The sequence below is a fragment of the Streptomyces mirabilis genome, assembly GCF_018310535.1.
In the GTDB taxonomy this organism is placed as follows: domain Bacteria; phylum Actinomycetota; class Actinomycetes; order Streptomycetales; family Streptomycetaceae; genus Streptomyces.
In genome coordinates this window covers 2,262,391-2,274,872 of the sequence record NZ_CP074102.1, presented here as the reverse complement: position 1 = coordinate 2,274,872, position 12,482 = coordinate 2,262,391, and the positions used below count along the sequence as shown (strand labels likewise).

The window sequence follows — 12,482 nt, the reverse complement described above, 5'->3', positions numbered from 1 at the left end:
CGAGTGAGCAGTCTGGCGGGGTCAGACCCCCCGAGCGTGAGGGAAGAACGATGATCGAGGCACATCAGCTGACGAAGCGGTACGGGGAGAAGACGGCGGTCGACCGGCTCGACTTCGTCGTCAAGCCCGGCACGGTCACCGGCTTCCTGGGCCCGAACGGCGCGGGCAAGTCCACCACCATGCGCATGATCGTCGGACTGGACGCGCCGTCCGGCGGCAGCGTGACGGTCAACGGCAAGCACTACGCCGAGCACACCGCGCCGCTTCAGGAGGTCGGCGCGCTGCTGGAGGCAAAGTCGATCCACCCGGGCCGCTCCGCGTTCGACCACCTGATGGCGCAGGCCTACACCCACGGCATTCCGCGCCGCCGGGTGGAAGAGGTCATCGAGCTGACCGGTCTGCAGTCCGTGGCCAAGAAGCGCGCGGGCGCCTTCTCCCTCGGCATGGGCCAGCGGCTGGGCATCGCCGCTGCGCTCCTCGGCGACCCGGCCACCATCATGCTCGACGAGCCGGTCAACGGACTGGACCCCGAGGGCGTGCTGTGGATCCGCAACCTCCTGACCGGACTCGCGGCGGACGGCCGTACGGTCTTCGTCTCCTCGCACCTGATGAGCGAGATGGCACTGGTCGCCGACCACCTGATCGTCGTCGGCCGTGGTCGCCTGCTCGCCGACACCACCGTGCAGGAGCTGGTCCAGCAGGCGGGCGGTGACACCGTGACCGTGGCATCCGACCAGTCGGCCCGCCTGCGCGAGGTCCTGGCCGGCCCCGGCGTCGAGATCACCGGCGAGGTCGGCTCCGAGGAGCTGCACGTGACGGGCCTGTCCGCGCGGGCCATCGGTCTCAAGGCCGCCGAACACGGCATCCCCCTCTTCGAGCTCAGCTCCCGGACCGTCTCGCTGGAACAGGCGTTCATGGACCTGACCCGTGACGCCGTCGAGTACCACGCCACCGCCACCGTCGAGGCCCCCGGGAGGGCGGCATGAGCACCATCACCGTCACCGACAGCTCCGCGCCCGCACCGGCGCGGACGGCACGTCCGGAGTACAAGGTCACCGGCCGACGCGTACTGCGCTCGGAGTGGGCCAAGCTGTGGTCGCTGCGCTCCACGTGGATCACCCTCGGTCTGGGCCTGCTGTTCCTGGTCGCGTTCGGCGTGATCGCCGCCGCGCACTACAAGTCCCAGATCAACTCCGGTGAGCGGCTGCGCCCGGACGACGCCACGGCCACCGCGCTCAGCCTTTCCGTGTTCGGCACGAACTTCGCCCAGCTGGCGCTCGGCGTCCTGGGCGTGCTGGTCACCGCCGGCGAGTACTCCACCGGCATGATCCGCTCCACCCTGGCCGCCGTCCCGCGCCGCCTGCCGGTGCTGTGGTCCAAGGCGTCGGTGTTCGGACTGGTCGCCCTGGTCGTCTCCACCATCGGCGTCTTCGTCGCGTTCATGATCACCAGCGGGATAGTCTCCGGTACCCCCGCGGCCCTCACGATCTCCCACTCCGGTGTCGTGCGCAGCCTGCTGGGCGCGGGCCTCTACCTCGGCCTGGTCGGCGTGATCGGCACCGCCCTGGGTGCCCTGCTGCGCTCGGTCGCCGGCGGCATATCGGTCCTGGTCGCCTCGCTGATGCTGATCCCCGGCCTGATCTCGCTGCTGCCCACCTCGTGGCAGGACAACATCAGCCCGTACCTGCCCAGCAACGCGGGTCAGTCGATGTTCGCGCTCACCCACGACTCGACGACCCTCGCGCCCACGGCCGGGCTCCTGGTCTTCCTCGGCTGGACCGTGCTCGCCCTGGCGGGCGCCGCCTACCGCCTCCTGCGCACTGACGCCTGACGCCTGACGCCTGTTGGAGAGACACCCGGAGATACACGCGGACGGGAAGGCGGCCGGACACACAATGGACAGGTGATACCCATGAACGCGGACCAGTGACCCCCATGAGCATCGACGACACCGCCCACCCAGGGGCACCCTCCGACCTGCCCCTCGCGGAGGCGGAGCTCCCGTGGAACCACCCCCTGGCCCGTGGGCTGTCCCAGCTCGGCCGACGGCTCAAGCAGGGCGACCGGAACCATCCATGGGTCCTGGACACGAGCGTGATCGTGGTTGTGGCGCTGATGTTCTGCGTGCCGGACCTGGTGCACGACGGCGACGGCCGACGGCACGCCTTCGACACCCAGGTCACCCACCTGCCCTGGCCGGTGACCGTCGCGCTGCAGGCCGGACTGGTCCTGCCGCTGCTGTGGCGGCGCCGAAGGCCGTCACTCGCCTTCGTAGTGATCGCCGCGGTGCTCTTCCTCCAGGTGGCGCTGGGAGTCTGGCTGCGCGCCGATGTCGCCCTGCTGATCGCCCTCTACAGCCTGGTGCTGCACGGACAGCTCCGGCGGCTGCCCGTGGCCTGCGCGGTCACCGCGGCCGCCCTCGGCCTTGTCGCCCTGCGGCTGCCGTCCGCGGTGTCCGTCCTGGACGCGCTGTTCTTCCTGTTCAGCACGATCACCGCGGCGGTCGCGCTGGGTCTGGCCGTACGCATCCGGCGCGCCCAGCTCGCCGTCCTGCGCGACCGCGCGACCCGCCTGGAGATCGAACGCGACCAGCGCAGCAAGCTCGCCGCCGCCGCCGAACGCACCCGGGTGGCCCGCGAGATGCACGACATCGTCGGGCACAACCTCTCCGTCATCATCACGCTCGCCGACGGTGGCGCGTACGCGACCGACATCGCACCGGAACGCGGCAAGCAGGCCCTGCTGCTCATCGGTGACACCGGGCGTCAGGCACTGGGCGAACTGCGCCGCATGCTCGGCGTGCTGCGCGAGCAGACCCAGACCCCCGCCGCGCCCCAGCTCAGTCCCCAGCCGGGCATCGGGGACATCGACGCCCTGTGCGCCCGGATCCGCGCCGCCGGTCCCCAGGTCGTCTACCGCACGGGCGGCGAGCTGGACACCCTGGACCGCGGGGTCCAGCTGACGGTGTACCGCATAGTGCAGGAAGCACTCACCAACGCCCTCAAGCACGCGGGCCACGACACCCGCGTCGAACTCGCGGTCGGCGTCAAGGACACGCGGCTGCACATCGACGTCCACGACACCGGCCGGGGCGACGGTACCGTCCGTCCGGGGCCGCCTCAGGAGGAAGGACACGGACTCGCCGGCATGAGAGAACGCGCAGCCCTCTACAGCGGGACCGTCACCGCAGGACCCGCCCCGGGCGGAGGATGGACGGTGCGGGCCAACCTCGACCTCACTCCCCTGGCCGAGACCGAGACCGATGCCACCCCGCCGGCCGCCACGGGCGGTGCGGTGTGACCACCGTGCTCATCGTGGACGATCAGCCACTGCAACGTCTCGGCTTCCGGATGCTCCTGGAGAGCACCCCCGACACCGAGGTCGTCGGCGAGGCGGCCCACGGCGCCGACGCCGTGCGCAGGGCCGCCGAACTGCGCCCGGACGTGATCCTCATGGACGTACGGATGCCCGGCATGGACGGCATCGAGGCCACCCGTCGGGTGGTCGCCTCCGGTGACCGCTCCCGCGTCCTCATCCTGACCACGTTCGACCTGGACGAATACGCCCACGCGGCGCTGCGCGCGGGAGCCAGCGGATTCCTCCTCAAGGACGCCCACCCCGAGGAACTGCTGGCGGGCATCCGCGCGGTCGCGGCGGGCGACGCGGTGATCGCCCCCGCACTGACCCGCCGCCTCCTCGATACCTACGCCAAGCACCTGCCCCGGGATTCGCCGGGCCAGGCGGATCAGCCGGGTGGGTCGGGTCCAAGGACGGCGGACGACCCCCGGGTGCGCGCTCTCACCGAGCGGGAGTACGAGATCTTCGTCGCCATCGGCCAGGGCTGGAGCAACAGCGAGATCGCCGAGCGTCTGGTCGTCGCGGAATCCACCGTGAAGACCCATGTCGGCCGGGTCCTGGCGAAAGTGGGAGCCCGCGACCGCGTCCAGGCGGTCATCCTCGCCTACGACCTCGGCCTGGCCCACCCGAACCCACCCGATTAACTCGGCTTGACTCGGCGGCGGAGCGACGTACGCGGGCATGCCGAGCGCCCGCCCTCCCGCTGGGGGAGTCAGAGGGCGGGCACGCTCAGGGCACCGGCGGGAGTCGACGGATCAGGCCTTCTTGATCGCCGAGATGTCGAAGGTGAGCTTGATCTTGTCGGAGACGAGGACGCCACCGGTCTCCAGGGCCGCGTTCCAGGTGAGGCCCCACTCGGAGCGCAGGATCTCCGCCTTGCCCTCGAAGCCGACGCGCTCGTTGCCGAAGGGGTCCTTCGCGGAGCCGTTGAACTCCAGGTCGATGGAGAGCGGCTTGGTAACGCCGAGGATCGACAGGTCGCCGGTGATCCGGTAGTCGTCGCCGCCCAGGGCCTCCGCCTTGGTGGAGCGGAAGGTCATCGTCGGGAACTCGTCGATCTTGAAGAAGTCGGAGCTCTTCAGGTGGCCGTCACGGTCCGCGGAGCCCGTCTCGATGCTCTCCATCTTGACGTCGATCGTGGCGGTGGACTTGGACGGGTCCGTGCCGTCCAGGTGCAGGGTGCCGTCGAAGTCCTTGAAGTAGCCCTTGACGTTCGTCACCATCGCGTGACGGGCGACGAAACCGATCTCCGAGTGGGACGGGTCGATCGTGTAGTCGCCGGTGAGCGCCGCGAGTTCGGGGCTCACAGCGGCGGGGGTCGTGGTCGCGGCGGCGGGGGTCTCGGTGGTCTTGCGGCCGAAGATGCCCATGACGTGCTCCTAGGGGGACGGGTCGCGGTTTCGTCGGGAGTCGAGAGCCGCGGCAGAGAGTTTGTTGAAGATTCAACGAGGCCAACAAGGGAGACAGTAGACCTATTCCGTTCAAGTTTCAACATCATCCGCCATGTGTTTACGACGTTACGTCGCGGTTCGCCGACACGCTTCCTGATGGTCACCCCCCGCTCTCGCGCGGTGACGGCCGTGATCACGCGTGGGTGCTGGCCGCGCGGCGTCTTGTGGAAGCCGAAGAGGTCGTGACGGCCTGCGTATCCTCGCCTCCAAGGCCGCCCGGTACCGGCCGGTCCACGTTTCGGACCGCGGGCTGATACACCTGGACGCGGGTCGGGCCGATGGCCCGGTGTACGCCGAACGGGTCTCGTCCAAGGCTCCGTGTCACTCTAGGGATGGCATGGGACCCTCACGAATGTGAGCGGGCTCTCAGCCCGCGGCTTTGTGTGACCTCTACAAGCCAGATGCCCTCTGAGCAGTCAGATCGCCTGCATGCCGTCGCGGTTCTGTTCAGGGGTACCAGGAAAACAGGCCGGAGACTGTACGGAGTCGACGGCCCGCTTTTCTTGTTCGACTTCGTATGGTCGCTACATGACCGTTTTGGATGAGGCCGCACCCTCAGGCGAACCCACGGACGCACGCGGGCGCGTGGCCGAACTGCACGCGATTCGTGCGGCGGCGCTGCGAGGACCCAGCGAGAAGGCGACCGAGGCGCAGCACGCCAAGGGCAAGCTGACCGCCCGGGAGCGCATCGAGCTGCTTCTCGACCCCGGGTCCTTCCAGGAGGTCGAGCAGCTGCGCCGGCACCGGGCGACCGGGTTCGGCCTGGAGGCCAAGAAGCCGTACACCGACGGTGTCATCACCGGCTGGGGCACGGTGGAGGGCCGCACGGTCTTCGTCTACGCGCACGACTTCCGCATCTTCGGCGGCGCGCTGGGCGAGGCCCACGCCACGAAGATCCACAAGATCATGGACATGGCCATCGCGGCCGGCGCGCCGCTGGTCTCCCTCAACGACGGCGCGGGCGCCCGCATCCAGGAGGGCGTGAGCGCGCTCGCCGGGTACGGCGGCATCTTCCAGCGCAACACCAAGGCCTCCGGCGTCATCCCGCAGATCAGCGTGATGCTCGGCCCGTGCGCGGGCGGCGCCGCCTACAGCCCCGCCCTGACGGACTTCGTCTTCATGGTCCGCGAGACCTCGCAGATGTTCATCACCGGCCCCGACGTCGTCAAGGCGGTCACCGGCGAGGAGATCACCCAGAACGGGCTCGGCGGCGCCGACGTCCACGCGGAGACCTCCGGCGTCTGTCACTTCGCGTACGACGACGAGGAGACCTGCATCGCGGAGGTCCGCTACCTCCTGTCGATGCTCCCGCAGAACAACCGCGAGAACCCGCCGCACGTGGCTTCGCAGGACCCCGCGGACCGCCGTTCGGACGTCCTCCTGGACCTGGTCCCGGCGGACGGCAACCGGCCCTACGACATGACGAAGGTCATCGAGGAACTCGTCGACGACGGCGACTACCTGGAGGTCCACGAGCGCTGGGCCCGCAACATCATCTGCGCGCTGGCCCGTCTGGACGGCCAGGTGGTGGGCATCGTCGCCAACCAGCCGCAGTCCCTCGCGGGCGTGCTGGACATCGAGGCCTCCGAAAAAGCTGCGCGCTTTGTCCAGATGTGTGACGCTTTTAATATTCCGATCGTCACCCTCCTGGACGTTCCCGGATTCCTGCCCGGGGTTGACCAGGAGCACGGCGGGATCATCAGGCACGGCGCCAAGCTGCTGTACGCGTACTGCAACGCGACGGTGCCGCGGATCTCGCTCATCCTGCGCAAGGCGTACGGAGGTGCCTACATCGTCATGGACAGCCAGTCCATCGGGGCCGACCTCACCTACGCCTGGCCCACCAACGAGATCGCCGTGATGGGTGCGGAAGGTGCGGCCAACGTCATCTTCCGCCGGCAGATCGCCGAGGCCGCCGACCCCGAGGCCATGCGCGTACGCATGGTCAAGGAGTACAAGGCCGAACTCATGCACCCCTACTACGCGGCAGAGCGGGGCCTGGTCGACGACGTCATCGACCCGGCGGAGACCCGCGAGGTGCTGATCCGCTCCCTGGCCATGCTGCAGTCCAAGCACGCGGACCTGCCCTCCCGCAAGCACGGCAACCCCCCGCAGTAACCCTGCGGATCCTCCGCGGTACCGCCGCGGAAACCTCTCTCACGGAGACTGAAACCTATGGACACCCCTGACATCCGCGTCGAGAAGGGCCACGCCGAGCCCGAGGAAGTCGCCGCCATCACGGCCATCCTCCTGGCCCGCGCCGCCGCCCAGCCGGACATCACCCCGACCCACCGTGGCCGTGCGAAAGCCGGCTGGCGCCGTCTGGAGCGCGAGCCCGGCTTCCGCGCCCCGCACAGCTGGCACGGCTAGCCCGCGGCGCCTCAGCAACGGGGAAGGGCCCGCTCTGTGAAGAGCGGGCCCTTCCCTTTGTCTTCGTCCCGGAGCAAAAGAAGGGGCGCCCCCTCCATTCGGTGGAGGGGGCGCCCCTTCTTTTGCTCCGCCGCGCGCAGGCGCTACCGCAGACGTGCCATCAGAGCGTGCTCGACCAGCGTGATCAGCGCCGACTTCGCGTCGGCGCGGTGCCGGGCGTCCGTCGTGATGATCGGCGTGTCGGGGCCGATCTGAAGGGCTTCACGCACCTCGTCCGGGTTGTAAGGCTGATTGCCGTCGAAGCCGTTGAGGGCGATGACGAACGGCAGGCCGCTGTTCTCGAAGTAGTCGACCGCGGGGAAGCAGTCGGCGAGACGGCGGGTGTCGACCAGGACGATCGCGCCGATGGCGCCGCGGACCAGGTCGTCCCACATGAACCAGAAGCGGTCCTGACCGGGGGTGCCGAACAGGTACAGGATCAGGTCCTGGTCCAGGGTGATGCGGCCGAAGTCCATGGCGACGGTGGTCGTCGTCTTGTCTCCGGTGTGCGTGAGGTCGTCGATGCCCGCGGACGCGGACGTCATGACGGCCTCGGTACGCAGCGGGTTGATCTCCGAGACGGCCCCGACGAACGTGGTCTTGCCCACGCCGAAGCCGCCCGCCACCACGATCTTCGCGGACGTGGTGGAGCGGGAAGGCCCTCCGCTAGAGCTTGCGAAGTCCACTGAGCACCCTTTCGAGCAAAGTCACGTCTGGCTGGCCGCCGGCGTTCTCGTCGCCGCCGGGCTGATGGATGGCGACCAGGCCCGCCTCCGCCAAGTCGGCGACGAGAATCCTGGCCACGCCGAGAGGGATCGTCAGCAGCGCCGAGATTTCGGCCACCGACTTGATCTCCCGGCAGAGGTTGCAGATCCGCTGATGTTCGGGCAACTGGCCCTGCATCTGGTGCGGTTGTGCGGTGGTGTGCACCAGTGCCTCGATGGCGAGCTGGTAGCGGGGCCTGGTGCGGCCGCCCGTCATCGCGTACGGGCGCACCAGAGGGTTGTTCGACGATCCCGCGGGCGCCGCCTCGGGAGTGCGTCGCTGCGGTTGCACAGGCTGGATGCGCGGCGCCGGCGGCTGGTCGTACGGCGAGGGGCCGGGGCCCTGCGGTGCGTACGGCTGCTGGCGCCGGTGGCTCGGTGCGGAGGGGAAGTTGAATCGGTTCGGGTTCTGAGAACCGTCGCCCTGGCCCTGCCCCTGGCCGGGGCCGTACGACCAGTTGCCCGAAGACGAACCGCCTGGGGGTGTTGCCACTTTCTCCTCCTCCGACTGTGCCGGGCACCCATCACTGTGGGACCGCGTCCCGAAACCTTACGGCCCCGGGACGCCAATACGCACGGTCTGTCTGTTAGTTGAGAAGGCTCCCTTGGAGCTCCGCTCGAAGATCCGGGGTCAGAACCGTACCCGCACGGTCCACCAGAAGGGCCATCTCGTACCCGATGAGACCGATGTCCGCTTCGGGATGTGCAAGGACCGCGAGCGAGGAACCATCGGAAATGGACATGAGGAAGAGGAATCCTCGCTCCATCTCCACAACTGTCTGGTTCACGCTGCCGCCCTCGAAGATGCGGGACGCGCCCGCGGTCAACGAGGTCAGCCCGGACGCGACGGCCGCGAGCTGGTCGGCGCGGTCACGGGGAAAGCCTTCGGACATCGCCAGAAGGAGTCCGTCGGCGGAGACCACCACCGTGTGGGACACCCCGGGGGTGTTGTCCACGAAGTTGGTGATCAACCAGTTGAGGTTCTGCGCCGCCTGGCTCATCGGGCTCACACTAACGCTCCTGGTTGTAGGTGCTGTCAGGACCGAAGCCCTGGCCGTTCGTGTCACTACCTGCATTGCGTCCCTGCTGGACGCCGCGGCGCAGGTTGCTCAGCCTGCCCCGGATGTCCTCGGGAGCGCGGGAGACCTGGGGGCCGCCCTGTGGGGTCGTTTCCGCGGTTCCCTCGACCAGATTGGCCTTGGGCACCCGCCGGGGGAGACCGGACGAGGTGACCCCGCCCGCCTTGGGCTTCTTGAGCTGCTCGGCGCGCTGCCAGCGGTTGTCGTTGGACGTACGCCAGTCGCCGTCGCCATTGCTCGCGGTGGCCGCGGGCGGTGCCTGAACCCCCTGGGTGCCATGGTCCACGGGCCGCTGGCCGTTGGTGCCGCTCGCGGTGGATCCGCGGCGCGGCAGTCCTGCGTCGGTCAGCTCGTGGGGGGCGGAGGAGGTCGGTCCCGGACGGCTGAAGCCTACGCGGTCCTGCTCACTCACGTCAGCGGCCTGCGAAGATTCCGCTTCGGGAGCGTACTCGGACGGGTAGCCGTTCCGGTACGAGTCCTGCTGCGGCCAGTCGTCCTGGTAGGACGGCTCGTCGAAGGTCGGGAAGGTGTCCGAAGCGGAACTCCGGGCTCCCGTGTGCTCCTCCTGGACCGGCTCCGCATACGCGGGTTCCGGGTAGCCGCCGTTCGACGGGAAGTACGTCTCGTCGTACGTCCCCTGCTGCGGCTCCTCGTACGCCGTCTGCTGGTCGTACGAGGCCTGCTGCTCCTCGTAGGCACCCTGGCCGTTGTCGTACCCGGGCTGCCCGTTGTCGTACGCGGGCTGGGGGGCCTCGAAGTCCTCCTGGTACCTCGGCGGCTCGATGGCCTCCGGCTGGCCCTGTGCCTGGGCCTCCAGGGCCGCACGGCGCTCCTCACGCATCAGCGAGCGCCCGACGGGGTCCAGCTCCCGGATGTCGTCGGGGACCTCCGTGTAGCGGCTGTCGTCGAATCCGAGTTCGGCGGCGGTGCGCATCGGCTGGGCCTGGGACTGGAAGGCCTGCTCCGGCTGGAAACTCTGCGGCTCCGGGATGATCTGCGAGACGGTGAACTCGTCGCGCTGGAGCTGCTGTTCGCCGCCGCCACCACCGTGGGTGATCGCGTCGGGGAGCATGACGAGCGAGGTCGTACCGGCCTGCTCGCCGGAGGGGCGCAGCTGGACGCGGATGCCGTGCCGGTCGGACAGTCGGCCGACCACGAACAGGCCCATGCGCTGCGAGATCGCGGCGTCCACGGTCGGCGGGTTGGCCAGCTTGTGGTTGATGTCCGCGAAGTCCTCGGCGGTGAGGCCGATGCCCTTGTCGTGGATCTCGACCATGATGCGGCCGTCGGGCAGCCGGGTCGCGGTGACGCGGACCTTGGTCTGCGGGGAGGAGAACGTGGTGGCGTTCTCCAGGAGCTCGGCGAGCAGGTGCACGAGGTCGGTCACGGCGCGGCCGTGGATCTCGGCCTCCGGGACGCCGGAGAGCTCGATGCGCTCGTACTGCTCCACCTCGGAGGAGGCGGCGCGCAGCACGTCCACGAGGGGCACAGGCTGGTCCCAGCGGCGGCCGGGCTCCTCGCCCGCGAGGACGAGGAGGTTCTCGCCGTTGCGGCGCATACGGGTCGCGAGGTGGTCCAGGCGGAAGAGGTTCTCCAGCTGGTCCGGGTCGGCCTCGTTGTTCTCCAGGTCGGTGATCAGGGTCAGCTGGCCCTCGATCAGGGACTGGTTGCGGCGCGACAGGTTGGTGAAGATCGCGTTGATGTTGCCTCGCAGGAGGGCCTGCTCGGCGGCGAGCCGGACGGCCTCGCGGTGGACCTGGTCGAAGGCGCGGGCGACTTCGCCGATCTCGTCCGTGGTGGTGATCGGGATCGGTTGGACGCGGGTGTCGACGCGGCCCGGGTCGGTGCGCGAGAGCTGGTCGACCAGCATCGGCAGACGCTGCTCGGCGACCCCGAAGGCCGCGTTGCGCAGCTGGCGCATCGCGCGGCTCATCTGGCGGGCCATGAGGCCGGCCAGGATGAAGGCGGCGAGCAGGGCGATCACAACGATCGCGCCGTTGATGTAGGCCCGGCGCTGGGCGTCGGAGGCGATGCTTCCGGCGTCGTTGACGGCCCGGTCGATGAGTTCCTTCTCGACCTGGCTGTAGCCCTGGAACTTGAGGGTGGCGGCAGCCATCCAGGTCTCGGGAGTGATGCCCTGAGCGGCGAGCTGGGTGGGCGTGGCGCCGCTGGCGATCGCCTGGATCATCTTGTCCATGGCGGGCGGCGTCACGAAGGTCCCGCCCGCGGCCTCGGTCTTGCTCTTGGCCGCGGCCAGCTGGCTCTTGCCCTCGGCGGTCTTCTGCTCCATGACCGTGGTGAGCCGGGCGTAGTCCGCCTCGGTACCACCGGAGACGTACTCCTGAAGAGCGATGTTCTCCAGGTACGCGTACGAGGTGAAGGAGGTGACCTGCTGCGCGTGGTTCTTCGTGTCGGTGCTGGGCTTGACCAGCAGGTGGGTGCCGATCGAGCGCTGCAGCGACTCGGCGCCCTTGGCGAGCGCGATGGCGTACACCGAACGGCCGTAGCTCGTGATGTTGCCCGTGCCGAGGCCGAGTTCGTTCGAGAACTCCATCAGCAGGTGCTCGACGGTGACGTAGCCCTCTTCGGTCTTCACCGGGTCCATGGACTTGGTGAAGGCGGCCTTGCGGATCTGGTCCAGCTGGGGCTCGGCCTTGATCACCAGGCCCAGCCGACGCTCAAGGCCCTGCTTGGCCGGCATGCCGACGACTTCCTTGTGGAAGGCGTCGGCCATCTGGTCGGTGGTCGCGCGGACCGTCTTGACCGTGGCGTTGTTCCGGTCACCCTTGAGCAGTGGCTCGGCGGACACGTCGCGCTCGTTGAGCAGAGCCTCGGCGTAGTCGCTGGAGGCCGCCACGATCTTGGCGACCTTCTCGGCGTCGCGCGCCTCCTGCCAGGTGTCGATCGAGTTCTTCACCTGGAAGCCGCCCATGATGAGGCCGACGATCACGGGTATGAGCAGGATCGCGTTCAGCCTGGTGGGTACGCGCCAGTTACGGGGGGACAGACGACCGCCGCTCGGCGCGGGCGCCGGCGTGGGCTCCGGGACGGGCACCTGTGCGGGCGCCGCGCCGCGCGGCGGCGGGGTGAAGTTGCCCCGTGCCGACGGCTCGGGACCGTTCTTGCTTCGCCTCACTCGACCAACAACCTCTCGGCGTCGGCACCTACGTTGTGCCGCGGTGTCTCCAGCGCCCTTGACTACTGGGCAGTTCAGCGCATTCCAGCACGTCAGGCAGCGCCCTTCCAAACACTCGGAACGGCTGGTTCCGGGTGACGTATCCCCTAGATAAAACGGTCATAAAGAGCGAGCCCCGTCAAAAGACGGGGCTTTTGTGAGCGCAGCGACACCGAATGAACGCGATGCGTGTCGGTGTCCACCGAATTCCATGTCGAAACGTTATGAACACTGTGGCCGACCGTGT

Annotated in this window: 11 protein-coding genes; 6 read left to right on the top strand and 5 right to left on the bottom strand. The window is 68.9% G+C overall.

What is annotated here, in order from left to right:
- Positions 1-50 precede the first annotated feature (50 nt).
- The 4 genes from SMIR_RS09845 to SMIR_RS09830 all read left to right on the top strand — a co-directional run bounded on the left by SMIR_RS09845 (position 51) and on the right by SMIR_RS09830 (position 4,001).
- A complete protein-coding gene (locus SMIR_RS09845) occupies positions 51-986 on the top strand; it encodes an ABC transporter ATP-binding protein (protein WP_168495867.1) in 936 nt (311 codons plus the stop codon).
- Positions 983-1,831: an ABC transporter permease gene (locus SMIR_RS09840; protein ID WP_168495869.1), complete on the top strand. Its 849-nt coding sequence runs from the start codon at positions 983-985 to the stop codon at positions 1,829-1,831. Before SMIR_RS09845 ends, SMIR_RS09840 begins: the two co-directional genes overlap by 4 nt.
- Positions 1,832-1,935: 104 nt before the next feature.
- Positions 1,936-3,300, top strand: a complete 1,365-nt coding sequence (locus SMIR_RS09835; protein WP_168495871.1) for a sensor histidine kinase — start codon at positions 1,936-1,938, stop codon at positions 3,298-3,300.
- Complete coding sequence (locus SMIR_RS09830) at positions 3,297-4,001, top strand: response regulator (RefSeq protein WP_168495873.1); 705 nt, start codon at positions 3,297-3,299, stop codon at positions 3,999-4,001. The genes SMIR_RS09835 and SMIR_RS09830 overlap by 4 nt, the downstream gene beginning before the upstream one ends.
- A gap of 111 nt (positions 4,002-4,112) precedes the next feature.
- Here SMIR_RS09830 and SMIR_RS09825 read toward each other — a convergent pair whose 3' ends face one another.
- On the bottom strand, positions 4,113-4,727 hold the full coding sequence (locus SMIR_RS09825; protein ID WP_168495875.1) for a YceI family protein: 615 nt from the start codon (positions 4,725-4,727) through the stop codon (positions 4,113-4,115).
- A gap of 609 nt (positions 4,728-5,336) precedes the next feature.
- Here SMIR_RS09825 and SMIR_RS09820 point away from each other — a divergent pair.
- Positions 5,337-6,926, top strand: a complete 1,590-nt coding sequence (locus SMIR_RS09820; protein WP_168495877.1) for an acyl-CoA carboxylase subunit beta — start codon at positions 5,337-5,339, stop codon at positions 6,924-6,926.
- A gap of 57 nt (positions 6,927-6,983) precedes the next feature.
- A complete protein-coding gene (locus SMIR_RS09815; protein ID WP_168495879.1) occupies positions 6,984-7,178 on the top strand; it encodes an acyl-CoA carboxylase subunit epsilon in 195 nt (64 codons plus the stop codon).
- Between the two features lie 143 nt (positions 7,179-7,321).
- Here SMIR_RS09815 and SMIR_RS09810 read toward each other — a convergent pair whose 3' ends face one another.
- The 4 genes from SMIR_RS09810 to SMIR_RS09795 all read right to left on the bottom strand — a co-directional run bounded on the left by SMIR_RS09810 (position 7,322) and on the right by SMIR_RS09795 (position 12,196).
- Entirely contained in the window at positions 7,322-7,903 is a 582-nt protein-coding gene (locus SMIR_RS09810) for a GTP-binding protein (RefSeq protein WP_026248371.1), read from the bottom strand.
- On the bottom strand, positions 7,884-8,474 hold the full coding sequence (locus SMIR_RS09805) for a DUF742 domain-containing protein (RefSeq protein ID WP_095852426.1): 591 nt from the start codon (positions 8,472-8,474) through the stop codon (positions 7,884-7,886). The genes SMIR_RS09810 and SMIR_RS09805 overlap by 20 nt, the downstream gene beginning before the upstream one ends.
- Before the next feature lie 94 nt (positions 8,475-8,568).
- Positions 8,569-8,982 (bottom strand): roadblock/LC7 domain-containing protein, encoded by a 414-nt coding sequence (locus SMIR_RS09800; protein WP_030948713.1) that lies wholly within the window; start codon positions 8,980-8,982, stop codon positions 8,569-8,571.
- Positions 8,983-8,992: 10 nt separating this feature from the next.
- The gene (locus SMIR_RS09795) at positions 8,993-12,196 is read right to left on the bottom strand and encodes a sensor histidine kinase (protein WP_212726883.1); all 3,204 of its coding nucleotides are present in this window, start codon (positions 12,194-12,196) and stop codon (positions 8,993-8,995) included.
- Positions 12,197-12,482: the final 286 nt, after the last annotated feature.